This window comes from Nonomuraea sp. NPDC050153 (assembly GCF_044460125.1).
Taxonomy (GTDB): domain Bacteria; phylum Actinomycetota; class Actinomycetes; order Streptosporangiales; family Streptosporangiaceae; genus Nonomuraea.
In genome coordinates this window covers 23,762-37,372 of record NZ_JBITJQ010000001.1, presented here as the reverse complement: position 1 = coordinate 37,372, position 13,611 = coordinate 23,762, and the positions used below count along the sequence as shown (strand labels likewise).

17 protein-coding genes are annotated in these 13,611 nt (G+C 71.7%); 6 read left to right on the top strand and 11 right to left on the bottom strand.

Annotated features, from left to right (window positions below; all coding sequences use genetic code 11):
* Nucleotides 1-72 precede the first annotated feature (72 nt).
* The 3 genes from ACIBQ1_RS00210 to ACIBQ1_RS00200 all read left to right on the top strand — a co-directional run bounded on the left by ACIBQ1_RS00210 (nt 73) and on the right by ACIBQ1_RS00200 (nt 1,956).
* A complete protein-coding gene (locus ACIBQ1_RS00210; RefSeq protein ID WP_397273731.1) occupies nt 73-1,215 on the top strand; it encodes a cysteine desulfurase family protein in 1,143 nt (380 codons plus the stop codon).
* Nucleotides 1,212-1,457: a sulfurtransferase TusA family protein gene (locus ACIBQ1_RS00205; protein ID WP_344985357.1), complete on the top strand. Its 246-nt coding sequence runs from the start codon at nt 1,212-1,214 to the stop codon at nt 1,455-1,457. Before ACIBQ1_RS00210 ends, ACIBQ1_RS00205 begins: the two co-directional genes overlap by 4 nt.
* Nucleotides 1,458-1,521: 64 nt before the next feature.
* The gene (locus ACIBQ1_RS00200) at nt 1,522-1,956 is read left to right on the top strand and encodes a CBS domain-containing protein (protein WP_397273730.1); all 435 of its coding nucleotides are present in this window, start codon (nt 1,522-1,524) and stop codon (nt 1,954-1,956) included.
* Between the two features lie 63 nt (nt 1,957-2,019).
* Here ACIBQ1_RS00200 and ACIBQ1_RS00195 read toward each other — a convergent pair whose 3' ends face one another.
* Both ACIBQ1_RS00195 and erpA read right to left on the bottom strand, forming a co-directional pair.
* On the bottom strand, nt 2,020-3,006 hold the full coding sequence (locus ACIBQ1_RS00195) for a carbohydrate kinase family protein (protein WP_397273729.1): 987 nt from the start codon (nt 3,004-3,006) through the stop codon (nt 2,020-2,022).
* 98 nt (nt 3,007-3,104) lie between these two features.
* Complete coding sequence (gene erpA, locus ACIBQ1_RS00190) at nt 3,105-3,458, bottom strand: iron-sulfur cluster insertion protein ErpA (RefSeq protein WP_090930529.1); 354 nt, start codon at nt 3,456-3,458, stop codon at nt 3,105-3,107.
* A gap of 165 nt (nt 3,459-3,623) precedes the next feature.
* Between erpA and nadA the strand changes: the two genes are divergently transcribed.
* Complete coding sequence (nadA, locus tag ACIBQ1_RS00185; RefSeq protein ID WP_397273728.1) at nt 3,624-4,775, top strand: quinolinate synthase NadA; 1,152 nt, start codon at nt 3,624-3,626, stop codon at nt 4,773-4,775.
* On the opposite strand, the gene ACIBQ1_RS00180 is transcribed toward nadA, so the two are convergent.
* Both ACIBQ1_RS00180 and ACIBQ1_RS00175 read right to left on the bottom strand, forming a co-directional pair.
* A complete protein-coding gene (locus ACIBQ1_RS00180; protein ID WP_397273727.1) occupies nt 4,772-5,617 on the bottom strand; it encodes an alpha/beta fold hydrolase in 846 nt (281 codons plus the stop codon). The two genes, nadA and ACIBQ1_RS00180, sit on opposite strands and share 4 nt — an antisense overlap.
* A gap of 27 nt (nt 5,618-5,644) precedes the next feature.
* Entirely contained in the window at nt 5,645-6,481 is an 837-nt protein-coding gene (locus ACIBQ1_RS00175) for an NAD(P)H-binding protein (protein ID WP_397273726.1), read from the bottom strand.
* Between the two features lie 79 nt (nt 6,482-6,560).
* Between ACIBQ1_RS00175 and ACIBQ1_RS00170 the strand changes: the two genes are divergently transcribed.
* A complete protein-coding gene (locus ACIBQ1_RS00170) occupies nt 6,561-7,160 on the top strand; it encodes a TetR/AcrR family transcriptional regulator (protein WP_397273725.1) in 600 nt (199 codons plus the stop codon).
* A gap of 30 nt (nt 7,161-7,190) precedes the next feature.
* Here ACIBQ1_RS00170 and ACIBQ1_RS00165 read toward each other — a convergent pair whose 3' ends face one another.
* Genes ACIBQ1_RS00165 through ACIBQ1_RS00140 form a run of 6 tightly spaced genes read right to left on the bottom strand, consistent with a single transcriptional unit; the run spans nt 7,191 to nt 11,857 of the window.
* Entirely contained in the window at nt 7,191-7,793 is a 603-nt protein-coding gene (locus ACIBQ1_RS00165) for an SIMPL domain-containing protein (RefSeq protein WP_397273724.1), read from the bottom strand.
* A 47-nt stretch (nt 7,794-7,840) separates the two neighbouring features.
* Nucleotides 7,841-9,256 carry an alpha/beta fold hydrolase gene (locus ACIBQ1_RS00160; RefSeq protein ID WP_397273723.1) on the bottom strand — a complete coding sequence of 472 codons (1,416 nt, stop codon included), beginning with the start codon at nt 9,254-9,256 and terminating at the stop codon, nt 7,841-7,843.
* A 36-nt stretch (nt 9,257-9,292) separates the two neighbouring features.
* On the bottom strand, nt 9,293-9,853 hold the full coding sequence (locus ACIBQ1_RS00155; RefSeq protein ID WP_397273722.1) for a hypothetical protein: 561 nt from the start codon (nt 9,851-9,853) through the stop codon (nt 9,293-9,295).
* Between the two features lie 7 nt (nt 9,854-9,860).
* A complete protein-coding gene (gene htpX, locus ACIBQ1_RS00150; RefSeq protein ID WP_397273721.1) occupies nt 9,861-10,760 on the bottom strand; it encodes a zinc metalloprotease HtpX in 900 nt (299 codons plus the stop codon).
* 3 nt (nt 10,761-10,763) lie between these two features.
* Complete coding sequence (locus ACIBQ1_RS00145; protein WP_355390221.1) at nt 10,764-11,042, bottom strand: hypothetical protein; 279 nt, start codon at nt 11,040-11,042, stop codon at nt 10,764-10,766.
* Nucleotides 11,039-11,857, bottom strand: a complete 819-nt coding sequence (locus ACIBQ1_RS00140) for a PspA/IM30 family protein (RefSeq protein WP_397273720.1) — start codon at nt 11,855-11,857, stop codon at nt 11,039-11,041. The genes ACIBQ1_RS00145 and ACIBQ1_RS00140 overlap by 4 nt, the downstream gene beginning before the upstream one ends.
* Nucleotides 11,858-12,009: 152 nt before the next feature.
* Between ACIBQ1_RS00140 and ACIBQ1_RS00135 the strand changes: the two genes are divergently transcribed.
* Nucleotides 12,010-12,591 (top strand): DUF3043 domain-containing protein, encoded by a 582-nt coding sequence (locus tag ACIBQ1_RS00135; protein WP_397273719.1) that lies wholly within the window; start codon nt 12,010-12,012, stop codon nt 12,589-12,591.
* A 27-nt stretch (nt 12,592-12,618) separates the two neighbouring features.
* On the opposite strand, the gene ACIBQ1_RS00130 is transcribed toward ACIBQ1_RS00135, so the two are convergent.
* The gene (locus ACIBQ1_RS00130; RefSeq protein ID WP_397273718.1) at nt 12,619-13,557 is read right to left on the bottom strand and encodes a hypothetical protein; all 939 of its coding nucleotides are present in this window, start codon (nt 13,555-13,557) and stop codon (nt 12,619-12,621) included.
* Nucleotides 13,558-13,611: the final 54 nt, after the last annotated feature.

Below are 13,611 nucleotides of genomic sequence, written 5' to 3'. Positions count from 1 at the left end.
ATTGCAGACACATTAGCGTGCAGGTGCCTCGCCCTCCCGCGCGACCCCTCGATGGTGCCCGCAAGTGGGACGATGAGTCTCGTGGCGTATTTCGACGCGGCTTCGAGCGAGCCGCTCCACCCTCAGGCACGCGAGGCGCTGCTGGCGGCGATCGACGTCGGCTGGGCCGACCCCGCGAGACTGTACGGCCAGGCCCGCCGCGCGCACCTGCTGCTCGAACAGGCCCGCACGGAGGTGGCCGAGGCGCTCGGCGCCCGCCCGGACGAGGTGTCGTTCACCTCGTCGGGCACGCAGGCCGTGCATCTCGGCGTGCTCGGCACCCTACACGGCAGACGCCGGGCCGGGCGCCACCTGGTCACCAGCGCGGTCGAACACTCCAGCGTGCTGCACGCCGGGGGTGTGCACGAACGCGACGGCGGCACGGCCGAGACGGTGGGAGTGGACCTGACGGGGCGGGTGGATCTCGACCGGTTCACCGAGGCGGTCGCCCGTCCCGGCACCGCGCTGGCCTGCCTGCAGACGGCCAACCACGAGGTCGGCACGGTCCAGCCGGTGGCGGAGGCTGCCGCGGCGTGCCGCTCCCACGGGGTCCCGCTGCTGGTGGACGCGGCGCAGACGGCGGGCAGGATGCCGATCCCGTCCGGCTGGTCGGTGCTGACGGCCAGCGCCCACAAGTGGGGCGGCCCCGCGGGCGTGGGGGTGCTGGTGGTGCGCAAGGGCACGCGGTTCCGCTCGTTCCTGCCCGAGGACGAGCGGGAGCGGCGGCGGGTGCCGGGGTTCGAGAACGTGCCCGGCATCGTCGCGGCGGCGGCGGCGCTGCGCGCGATGGCCGCGGACGCGGCGCAGGAGCAGGCGCGGCTGTCGGAGCTCGTGACCCGGATCAGGGAAACGGTGCCGAAGATCGTGCCGGACGTGGAGGTGATCGGCGACCCGGTCGACCGGGCGCCGCACATCGTGACCTTTTCGTGTCTCTACGTCGACGGCGAGGCTTTGCTGACCGAGCTGGACAAGGCGGGTTTCGCCGTTTCGTCAGGAAGCTCGTGCACCGCTAGTACGCTTCGTCCATCGCACGTTCTTGAAGCGATGGGCGTGCTGACGCATGGCAATGTCCGGGTGTCGCTGCCCAGGGGCGCCTCCGCGGCCGAGGTCGACAGATTCCTCGCCGTGCTGCCCGATCTGGTGCGCCGCATCCGGCAGGACGCAGGAGTCGCATGACCGAGGTTACCCAGCCGGCTTTGACGATCGACGCGCTCGGGAAGAAGTGCCCGATCCCGATCATCATGCTGGCCGAGCAGATCAACTACGTCCCGCTCAACGCGGTGGTGGCCGTGCTGGCCGACGATCCCGCGGCCTACACGGACGTGCCGGCGTGGTGCAGGCTCAAGTCGCACCGGCACGTCGGCTCGTACGAGTTGCCCGGGGGCGGCTGGGCCATCCACGTTCGGCGCAACTACTGACATTCCCCCCGAAAGTGGGGTAGGGGGCTTCCCGTACGAAGTCACCGACTTTCGGGGGGAAGCCATGAGCAGAGGACATCCGCACGAGACCGCCCGTGACGTGATGCATCCGGGGGCCGAGTGCATCGGCGCGCACGAGACGCTCGACCGGGCGGCCCAGCTGATGCGCAACATGAACGTGGGGGCGCTGCCCGTGTGCGGCCCCGACGAGCGCGTGAAGGGGATCATCACCGACCGCGACATCGTGACCAAGTGCATCGCGTCGGGGCACGACCCGTCGAGGACGACGGCGGGCGAGCTGGCCGGGGGCCTCGTCTTCGTCACTCCGGAGACGTCCGTGGACGAGACGCTCACGCTGATGGAGCAGCACCAGATCAAGCGGCTCCCCGTGCTGTCGGACAACCGCGTCGTCGGCATGATCACCGAGGCCGACCTGGCCAAGCACCTGCCGGACGACAAGCTCGCCGAGTTCCTGCACCACGTCTACGCGCGGGGCTGAGCCGTACGGGACGGCCCGAGGCCGCCCCGGCCGCACACGCGGGCCGGGGCGGCCGAGCGGCGCTTACGGGTGGTAGCAGCGCACGTGTTCGGCGATCTCGGCGGTGGCCTCGCCGCCGTACGCGGCACCGAAGCGCTCAAGGAAGCCCTGCTGCCCGAGCTCGTACTCCTGGCCGCCGACGCGCTCCAGGACGTGGGTGGCGGTCAGGTTGCCGAGCTGGCCGCAGCGATCCAGCGGCAGCCCCCAGGCCAGCCCGGAAAGGAACCCGGCGCGGAAGGCGTCGCCGACTCCCGTGGGGTCGGCCTTGCCCCGCTCGGGAGCGGGTGCGACGTGGATGGACGGCTCGCCCTTGCGGTCGATGACGGCGCCCTTGGGGCCGAGCGTGGTGACGCGCACGCCGACCCGGTGCAGGATCTCCTCGTCGGACCAGCCGGTCTTCTGCTCGATGAGCCCCTTCTCGTAGTCGTTGGAGAAGAGGTAGGCGGCGCCGTCGACGAGCTGGCGGATCTGCTCGTCCTCCATGCGCGCGAGCTGCTGGGAGATGTCGGCGGCGAACGGGATGCCGCGCTGGCGGCACTCGTCGGTGTGGCGCAGCATCGCGTCGGGGTCGTTGGGGCTGATCAGCACCAGGTCGAGGCCGCCCAGACGGTCGGCTACGGGCCGCAGCTCGATGAGCCGCGCCTCGGCCATGGCCCCGGTGTAGAACGAGGCGATCTGGTTGTGATGCTCGTCGGTGGTGCACAGGAAGCGCGCGGTGTGCTGGGTCTCCGAGATGTGCACGGAGTCGCAGTCGACCCCGTGGCGCTCCAGCCACGAGCGGTAGTCGGCGAAGTCGTTGCCGACGGCGCCCACGAGGATCGGCTTGAGGCCCAGGCAGGCCATGCCGAACGCGATGTTCGCGGCGCAGCCACCACGACGGATCTGAAGGTCATCGACCAGGAACGAGAGTGACACCCGATCGAGCTGCTCGGCGATGAGCTGTTCGCCGAAGCTTCCTGGGAAGGTCATCAGGTGGTCTGTCGCGATTGAGCCGGTAACGGCGATGCGCACGGGATTCTTCTTCCTCGTTGTCAGCAGGCCTATGAGCCCCACGAGAATACGCGAAGGTCCCGCACGCACAAAGGCGAGCGGGACCCGGCGGCCACCGACTAGTTGAACGAGTCACCACAGGCACAGGAGCCCGTGGCGTTGGGGTTGTCGATGGTGAAGCCCTGCTTCTCGATGGTGTCCACGAAGTCGATCGAGGCCCCCATCAGGTAAGGAGCGCTCATGCGGTCGGTGACCACGCTGACTCCCCCGAAGTCCGACACCACGTCGCCGTCCATCGAACGGTCGTCGAAGAAGAGCTGGTAGCGCAGGCCGGAGCAACCGCCCGGCTGCACGGCCACCCGCAGCTGCAGACCTTCTTCGCCCTGCTGCTCCAGCAGGCTCTTGACCTTGGCGGCGGCCGCGTCAGTCAGGATCAGGCCCTGCGTCGTGGTCTCGCTGCTCTCAACCGTCATCTGCTGACTCCCTAACCCGGCTGTCTGTTTCCGACGTCCTACTGATGACGCTACCAACACCTGGCCCATGCCACACATTCCCCGTGCCGCCGACCCCCGAAATCACCAGGTATCCCCCATATGTCATGATGAGTATCGTCACTTCGACGATAAGGGGGTTTGGCCATGGCCACCCAGACTGGGCTGCCGCTCTTCGTCCTCGGCCAGGGCGCCGATCCGCACAGCGAGAAGGGGGTCGAGTGCCCGGGCGAGCTGCCGCCCGCCTCCGACCCCGACCTGGTGGAACGGGCCCGCAAGGCGAAGGAGGCGCTCGGCGACCGGCTGTTCGTGCTCGGGCACCACTACCAGCGCGACGAGGTCATCCAGTTCGCCGACGTCACGGGCGACTCCTTCAAGCTCGCCCGGCTCGCGGCGGCCAGGCCGGAGGCGGAGTTCATCGTCTTCTGCGGCGTGCACTTCATGGCCGAGTCGGCCGACATCCTGACCGGCGACCATCAGCGGGTCGTGCTGCCGGACCTGGCTGCCGGGTGCTCGATGGCGGACATGGCCACGTTCGACCAGGTCGAGGAGTGCTGGGAGGCCCTGGAGGACGCCGGCCTCGCCGATCAGGTGATCCCGGTCACGTACATGAACTCCAGCGCCGACATCAAGGCCTTCTGCGGCAGGAACGGCGGCGCGGTCTGCACCTCCTCCAACGCCCGCCGCGCCCTGGACTGGGCGTTCTCGCGCGGCGAGAAGGTCCTGTTCCTGCCCGACCAGCACCTGGGCCGCAACACGGCGGTGCTGGAGATGGGCATGTCCCTGGAGGACTGCGTCGTCTGGAACCCGCACCGCCCCAACGGCGGCCTCACCCAGGAACAGCTGGAGCGGGCCCGGATGATCCTCTGGCGCGGCCACTGCTCGGTGCACGGCCGCTTCACCGCGGAGTCGGTCGACGACGTGCGCTCGCGCATCCCCGGCGTGAACGTCCTGGTGCACCCGGAGTGCCGCCACGAGGTCGTGCTCAAGGCGGACCACGTGGGCTCGACCGAGCACATCATCCAGACCCTGGAGTCGGCCCCCGCGGGCTCCAGCTGGGCGATCGGCACCGAGCTGAACCTGGTCAAGCGGCTGGCGCAGGCGTTCCCCGACAAGAGCATCTCGTTCCTGGACAAGACGGTGTGCTACTGCTCGACCATGAACCGGATCGACCTCCCGCACCTGGTGTGGGCCCTGGAGTCCCTGGTGCTCGGGGAGGTCGTGAACCAGATCACGGTGGACGCGGACACCGCCCACTGGGCCAGGGCGGCCCTGGACCGCATGCTCGCCCTCCCCTAACCCACGCGGGTCACGAACGCGCTCACCGCGGCCCGGAAACCCTCCGGGTCCTCGACCCAGGGCAGGTGCCCGGCGCCCGCCAGGGTCACCCGCGAGACGTGCGGCAGCGCCCGCTCCAGCGAGTCCACCGACCGGCGGGGCCGGATGTCCTCGGCCCCGTCGACGATCAGCGCCGGCACCGCCAGCTCCACGCAGGCCGCCCGCAGCGCCGGCGTGCCCCACGCGCGCTTGTTCTCGGCGTTCAGGGTGGCGTTGCACTCGAAGTTGACGCCGAGCCAGGGGGTCGCCATGCGTTCGGCGTGCTCCATGGCCCGGTCGCGGTCGGCGAAGTCCGCCGACCACTGCAGCACCGCGAACTCACGGTCCTCGGCGGCCGTGCGTTCGCGGCTCTCCAGCGCCGCCCAGCGCTCCACGTCCCCGCTCACCGCGCCGCGCAGGCGGAGCCTGTACTCCTCGCGCCAGGTGTGGCCGGGGTCGATGCCCGTGCCGGAGACGTAGACCAGCCCGCGCACGCGATCGGGGTGGTCCAGGGCGTACCGCAGGGCCAGCTGGGCGCCCCAGGAGTGGCCGAGCAGCACCATCGTCTCCAGGCCGAAGTGGCGGCGGACGGCGTCGAGGTCCGCCACCGTCCGGGCCGTCGAGTACGGCCCGAGCCGCTGCGAGCGGCCGCAGCCCCGCTGGTCCCACCGATGGACGGCCGCGACGCCGGACAGCAGCCCGGCCACGTCCTCCAAGGTGTCCCACAGTCCCGGGCCGCCGTGGCAGAAGACCACCGGGCGGCCCTGGCCGCTGCGCACCGCCCAGAGCCGTACGCCGTCGTCCGTCACGACCGTCTCGTCCATCCGGTCATGATCCACCCCGTATGGGGCTCAGCGGAAGGCGGCGGCGTTGCGCCGGGCCCAGGCGGCGAACGGCTGGGGCGCCCGGCCGAGCACGCGCTCGACGTCCGGGCTGATCCGCCGCTCGGCCTCGGTCGGCTCGCCGAGGATGTCCAGCGTGGTGTCCGCCACCGGAGCGGGCATGAACGCCAGCATCTGCGCCCGCGCCTCCTCGCGGGTCTGCTCGACGAACGCGACCGGCTCGCCGATCGCCTGGGCGATGGCCTCGGCGTTCTGTCGCGGGGTCACCGGCTCAGGCCCGGTGAGCTCGTAGATCCGGCCCTCGTGGCCCGGCTCGCGCAGCACGGCGGCGGCGACCGCGGCGATGTCGTCGGGGTCGATGATCGGCAGCCCGACGTCGCCGAACGGGGCCGCGACCGTGCGGTTCGAGCGGATCGACCCGGCCCAGGCGTACCGGTTGGAGGCGAACCCGCCGGGCCGCAGGATCGTCCACCGCGCGCCCGAGTTCGTGACCGCGCGCTCCACCTCCGCTCCGAAGCGGCCGTGGGACGCGCTGTCCGGGCGGGTCACCACGCCCTGCGAGGAGAGCAGGACGAGCCTGCCCGGCCCGCTCACCGCGGCGACGATCTCCTTGGGCTCCGCGGCGAACAGGTCGCCGCCCGTGAGGAGGAACACCGCGTCGGCGCCCTCCAGGGCCGCGCTCATGCTGCCCGGATCGGCCAGGTCGGCGGCGACCGCGCGCATGCCCTGGGGCACGTCGGCGGCGGTGATGCGGCGGGACACGGCGGTGACCTGCTCGCCCGCCTCGGCCAGCAGCCGGACCAGCGTGCGCCCGACGTTCCCCGTGGCGCCCGTGACAACGATCATGATGACTCCCATAGTTAGTTAGTCGGCTGACTCACTTGAGAGCGACCATAGCACGACTGTGCCGCATATAGTTAGTCAGGTGACTGACTCAACGGGTTCGCGGGCGAGGACCGCGGCCGCCAAGCGCCAGCGGCTGATGACCGCCGCCGCCCAGGTCGTGCACCGGCAGGGGGCGGAGCGCACCACGATCGCCGACATCGCCCACGCCGCCGACGTCCCGGTGGGCAACGTGTACTACTACTTCAAGACCAAGGACGACCTGGTCGCCGCCGCCCTCTCCGAGCACGCGCGGCAACTGGACACCCTCACCGGCGGCCTGGACCGGCTCGCCGGCCCGAGAGAGCGGCTGAAGGCCCTCGTGGAGGGGTGGGCCACCCAGCGCGACCTCGCGGCCCGCTACGGCTGCCCGATGGGGACCCTGGCCATGGAGCTGGACAAACGCCCCGAGGGCGGCCTGGACGCGGAGGCCGGCCGCGTCATCCGGCTGCTGCTGGACTGGGTCGAGCGCCAGTTCCGCGAGCTCGGCCTGCCCGACCCCGGAGGTCTCGCCCTGACGCTGGTGGGCGCCTATCAGGGCATGTCCCTGCTGGCCAGCGCCCTGCGCGACCCCGACGTCATGACCCGCGAGTGCACTCGCCTGCTCGGCTGGCTCGACTCCCTGGCCGCACCCGCGCATTGAGGAACTCGCCGGCAGGGTGCCGCCCCGGAGTCAGGCGAAGTCGTAGACCAGCCGGACGGTCACCGTGAGGGCCTGGCGGCCGGGGCTGATGGAGGCGCCGGTCTCCGCCACCGCGGCGGCCATGGCAAGGGGCTGGGGGCCGCCGCCCCTGACGTCCTCGCTCACCGAGACCACCCGGCCCAGCGGGCGCCCGGCCAGCTCGGCGTAGTGGGCGGCCTTGGCGGCGGCGTCGCGAAAGGCCCTCGTACGCGCCTCCCTCAGGAAGCCCGGCGGGTCCGACACCTCGAACGCCAGGCCGTTCAGCCTGGCCTCCTCCCCCACGCCGGCGACCGTGTCGATGACGTGGTCGGCCCGGGACAGGTCGCGGACGATCACCTCCACCCCCTGGGCCGCCCGGTACGCGGCCACCTTCGGGTAGACCTCGTACTCCGGGCCCAGCGACAGCTCCACCGTGCGCACGTCCTCCGCGGCGACGCCCTCCCGGGCCAGGGCCTCGGCCAGCCGGGCGGCGGCGGCCCGGACGGCGGTGAAGGCGTCGGCGGCGGAGGCCCGGCGGACCTCGACGCCCGCGTGCAGCCGGAGGATGTCGGGTGCGGCCAGGACGGCGCCCTCGCCGACGACGGTGATGTCCACGCCTTCTCCCTCGAACGGGTCCCGCATCGATCCTAGAACGCACGGCGTCATCCGGCCGGACCGGTTCGCGGCGCGTCTAAGACGGCGTCCGCGACCGCTCCTGGATCCTCGATCTGGACCTGGTGCCCGGCCCCGGGCAGGCGTACGAGCTTGGCGGACAGGGCGCCGGCCAGCCGCTCGTGGTCCGCGTTCCGCTCGCCGGCGCTGATCACGGTGACCGGCACGTCGGGGAACGGCGATTCCGCCCGCACCACCAGCAGGTCGGCGACCATGTCGCGGCGGGCCAGCCACTCCCCCGCCACCGCGGCGGGCACCTTGCCCATGCGGTAGACGCCGTACGGGTCGGGCACGCCGACGATCAGCCGGTGCGCGGCGGGCCCCACGAGGCGGGCCACGGCGGTCGCGCCCCACGTTCCGCCCAGGGTGGGCAGCCACCGGCCGATGCTCGCGGCCAGTGCGGACGGTCCGCGCTCCACGACCGGGGCCGGATCCACCAGGACGAGCTTGGCCACGCGCAGCGGGTGCAGCCTGGCGAACGCCTCCGCGTGCCAGCAGGCCGCGCCGTGGGCGACGACGGTCACCTGCTCCGGGTGGGACGGCGCCAGCGCGGCCAGGCGGGCCACCTCGGTGTAGAGGGTGGGCGGGACGGGCGCGTGCGGGCTCAGGCCCAGGCCGCAGCGGTCGAAGCGGATGACGCGATGGCTCCCGGCCAGCCGCCCGGCCACCGCGCCCCAGTGGAACCAGGCGCCACCGAGCCCGGCCGTGATCAGCACGACGGGTCCGGCGCCCTGCTCGACCACGTGCGGCACGGCGTGCCCGCCGTCCGGATCGGCCGCCCCCGCCATGACCGGCGGCACCGGCGGCTCGTCGGTGATGAGCAGGTGGACGGCCACGTACACCAGCCAGACCGCGAACAGCGTGAGCTGCGCCCGGTGGGCCAGCCCCACCCCGTGCCGGTCGGCGAGCGCGGCGGCGGTGAGCAGCGTGGCCGCCAGCCCCAGCCACGTGAACAGCCACGACACCCACGACCGCCAGCGCAGGCTGAGCAGCACCATCGAGGCCAGCAGGGCGGCCGTGGCCAGCGCGCCGGCCAGTTGGTGCACGTGATGCCCGGTCGACACCACCTGCCGCCCGCAGTAGGGGTCGCTCAGCGTGGCGCAGTCCAGCGGGAACAGCCCGGCCGCGAACGTGAACAGCCCGAACACCGCCAGGGCCAGCCAGGCCTGCCACTCGCGCGCCACCCTCGGCACCAGCGCGACCCCGGCCGCGCAGGCCAGCCCCGCCAGCGCGTCGCTGGTCCGGAAGAGCCGCGTCCACGGCTGGTCACGGGCGGCCAGCTCGCTGACGTACCCGTCGGTCCTGTCGACCTCGGGCGTGGTGAACTGGCCGGTGATCCACGCGCTGCCCAGCACCGCCGCCACGATGAACGCGGAGGCCGCGAGGACGTACAACCTTCGCTCCACGTGATCATTAGATCACTCAACGTGTCCGGCGCGTGGTCAGAGGCCGGGCGCGCCCCACACCGGAAACCACCGGGCGAGGTCCTTCTCCAGCGGCAGCTCGCCCTCCAGGACGCCGCGCACCTGGAGTTCGAGCGCGTTGTCGCGCCGCCGGCCGGGAAGCGGGGCGAAAGGGTAGAAGGTCCCGCGCTTGTACAGGTACACGACCGCCAGCCTCCGTCCGCCGGTCTCGGACCGGAACGACGCCAGCGAGCACAGCAGCGACGGCCCGAACCCGGCCGACTCCAGCGACGAGTTGACGGCGTGCAGCTCGGTGACCAGGTCGCCGAGCGCGTCGAGCGAGCGGCGCACCAGGAGCCAGGTGTAGCCGTAGGAGTCGCGCGACTCCTCCACGCGCTCGCCGAGCAGCGCCTTGACGTCACGCTCCAGCGTGGCGAACGCGCCGCCCTCCGCGGCCCTGAAGGCCACCGAGCCGAGACCCGTGGGCACGAGCCCGGTCGCGGCCTGCAGCGTCACCGCCGCCGAAGGCAGCGCGAACAGCGCGTCGAGGTTGGGCTTGACCGGTTTCGACCGGCCGAGCAGGGCGTCGAGCCAGCCCACGCCGCCTTCAGCCCCTTCCGAGCTGCCGCGAGATGTCCGCCAGCTGCGCCAGCCGCCGTTCGAGCGGCGGGTGGGTGGAGAACAGGTTCGCCAGCGTCTGGCCCGGCGCCGCCGCCGGGGCGAAGTAGAAGGCGTTGAACGGCGCCGCCTCGCGCAGGTCCTGGGTCGGGATCCTGGACATGTCACCGGTGATCTTGACCAGCGCGCTGGCCAGGGCCGAGGGGCGCTGCGTGAGCAGGGCGCCGGCGCGGTCGGCCGACAGCTCGCGGTAACGCGACAGGGCTCGGGTGAGCACGAAGCTGATCGCGTACACGACGACGGAGACGAGCAGGATGATCAGCCCGACAGGCACGCCGCCCTGGTTGCCGTCGCGGCGGCCGCCCAGCCCCGTGTAGAGGGCGACCCTGGTCATGAGGCCCGCCACGACGCCCAGGAACGAGGCGATCGTCATGACGGCGACGTCACGGTGGGCGACGTGCGACAGCTCGTGCGAGAGCACCCCTTCGAGCTCCTGGGGCTCCAGGCGGCGCAGGATGCCGGTCGTCACGCAGACGACGGCGTTGTTCTGGTTGCGGCCGGTGGCGAAGGCGTTGGGGACGTCGGAATCCGCGATCGCCACCCGCGGTTTGGGCATGTCGGCGAGCGCGCACAGCCGGTCGATCAGGCCATGCAGCTCAGGGGCCTCCTGCGGCGAGACCTCCCGCCCGTGCATCGCGAACAGCGCGATGCGGTCGGACAGGAAATACTGCACGAACAGCAGACCCCCGGCCATCACCAGCACGGTCAGCGCCCCTACGCCGAGGGCGATCAGGACGCCGATGAACACGACATAGAGCAGCCCGAGCAAGAACATCGTCACGGCCATGCGGGTGGTCAGCCCGCGGTCGGACGCGAACCGCGTACCCACGGCTCAGCCCGGGATGAGGCCTTGGTCGCCCAGCATCTCCCGGACCTCCTCGATCGAGGCGTCCGCGGGGGGAAGGATCAGCTCTGACGGCTCAAGGCTGTCGTCGGGAAGCGACTTGCCGACTTGGCGCACCTTGTCGAGCAGCGCGTGCAGCTTCGTCCGGAAGATCGGCTCGTCGCCGACCTCGATGGCCGCCTCGAGCTCGGTGTCGAGCTCGTTGAGCACCGCGATGTCGTCGGCGGAGATCTGCACCTGGCCCTCGCCCATGATCCTGACAATCATGCGGGCTCCCCGGGCTGACGAAGCTGCTGGGTCTGGCCGTGCTGCTGCGGCTGCTGCTGCGGCTGGGCCTGCTGCTGCGGCTGGCCCTGCTCGATGGCGCTCTTGGGCGCGGGGCCCTGGCCCAGCTCGGCCTTCATCCTGGCCAGCTCCAGCTCGACGTCCATGCCGCCGCCCATGCGGTCGAGCTCGGCCTGGATGTCGTCGCCGCGGGTGCCGGTGAAGTCGTCGAGCGCGCCGCTGGCCAGCAGCTCGTCGATCGCGCCGGCGCGGGCCTGCATCTGCGCCGTCTTGTCCTCGGCGCGCTGGATCGCCAGGCCGACGTCGCCCATCTCCTCGGAGATGCCGGAGAACGCCTCGTTGATCCGGGTCTGCGCCTCGGCGGCGGTGTAGGTGGCCTTGATCGTCTCCTTCTTCGTGCGGAAGGCGTCGACCTTGGCCTGCAGCCGCTGGGAAGCCGTGGTGAGCTTCTCCTCCTCGGCCTGCAGGTTGTCGTGCTGCAGCTTCAGGTCGGCCATCTGCGTCTGCAGATTGGAGCGACGCTGCAGCGCCTCGCGGGCGAGGTCCTCGCGCCCGACGGACAGCGCCTTGCGGCCCTGCTCCTCGTAGCGCCGAGCCTGGTTCTCGAGGCCGGTTATCTGGAGCTCGACCCGCTTACGCGACGTGGCGACGTCGGCCACACCCCGGCGCACCTTCTGCAGCAGCTCAAGCTGCCGCTGATAGGAGTAGTCAAGGGTCTCGCGCGGATCCTCCATCTTGTCCAAGGCCTTGTTGGCCTTGGACTTGAAGATCATAGAAAGTCTCTTCATCACGCTCATGCGCGTCGGCCGTCCCCTTCTAGGTCGTGCTGGTGTTCACCCAATGCAGCGCAGCCGCCTTGGGATTACCCTACGCATAACGCACGAGGGCGTCACTAAGTTGCAGTCCAGGTAGGGTTGACGTCGTGTTGCGACGCCGTTCCCAAACTTCCGTGGACGACACCCCCGTCCCCGATGACGATCCTAAGCCCCAGGGTAAAGGTCGTCCCACACCCAAGCGCCGTGATCAGGAGATCAAACGGCGCCAGCCCGTCCATGCGCCGAAGGACCGTAAAGAGGCCTATCGGCAGATGCGGGCCAAGCAGGCCTCCGAACGCGACCGGGCCCGCCAGGGCATGCTCGCAGGTGACGAACGGTATTTTCCCGCTCGTGACAAGGGCCCAGCGCGCAAGTTCGCGCGCGAATGGGTCGATTCCCGGCGGTTGCCCAGCCAGTATTTCCTGCCGTTCTCGCTAGCCATCCTGCTGGCGACGTGGATCCCGTGGCCCATGTCGATCCGCGCCGCGGTGCTGGGATACACGGTCACCATCGGCTGGCCGATCATGATGATCGGCGTGCTGTTCACCTCCGTCTACGTGGCGTGGAAGGTGAAGCGGCTGGTCGCGGAGAAGCTGCCCCAGGAGAGCACCAGAGGCGTGGGCTTCTACGCGGCGATGCGGGCGCTGCAGATCCGCAAGCTGCGCTTCCCGCCGCCCGCGGTGCTGCCGGGCGGCAAGCCGGTCCCCAAGAAGTAGCCGTCCCCGGCTCCGGGGACGGCTCGCTCATAGGTCGCCGGACCAGCGGAGCAGGCCGTCCTCGACCGTGGGCCGCGCCCCGAGCACGGGGCGGCCCTTCTCCAGCGCGTCCGCCACGTCGCGGAGCATCCCGTGGTAGGAGGGCCAGATCGGCTCCGGCCCCACCGCCGGCGCCACCACCTGGCCGGTGTCGGCGTCGACCTCGGTCAGGGTGCCGACGCGGAGCACGCGGCCGATCGGGTCGCCCCTGCCGGCCCGGGCGGCGCAGTCCTCCCGCCACCGGTCGCGGATCTCGCGCACGCCCCGCATCTGCTCCCCGCCGAAGCCGAAGCGGGCCGCGGGCGGGCCGGACACGCCGTTGTGGCGCAGCAGCGAGGCCCGCAGGTCGTCGGGGAACTCCAGGCCCGTCTGGGCCTCGGCGAGCGCGACGGTGCCGGCCCTGCCGGGGGCGCCCAGCGAGGCGTACGTCCGGGGCGCGTACGCCCGCAGCCATCTCTCGATGCGCCGCCACTGCCGGTTCACCGCCGCCCGCACGCGCGGGCTGATCGGGCGTGCGGTCGCCTGCCCGCTCAGCATGCACGCGGCCGGGATGCCCGGGGACGGCGTCGCCGCGACGGGCCGGGGCGTGACAGGCGTGAGCGTGACAGGTGTCGGCGTGGGCGTGACGGGCGCCGGGGTCTCCCCCCGGTCTCCCATCGCCACGCTCATGGCCGACTGCTGGGCCTGGTAGACGGCCATCTGTGCCTCGGACACCACCTGCGGCCCCGTGGGGATGAGAGCGGCGGCCAGCGTCAGCGCCACCGCCCCCGCGATGACGGCCCACGCCAGGCCCGTCCGCCTGCTCGCGACCGCCTTCGGAGCCGGGGGCGCGGGCGGCTTGCCGGGCGTCCGGGAGCGGCGGCGCAGCCGTACCGCGATCGCGGTCAGGATGGCCGCCGTCAGCGCCAGCCGTACGAGCTTCAGCACGTCGCGCACCCTATCCCGAAACCAATCACCCCATGGACCGGGATTAAGGTCTGA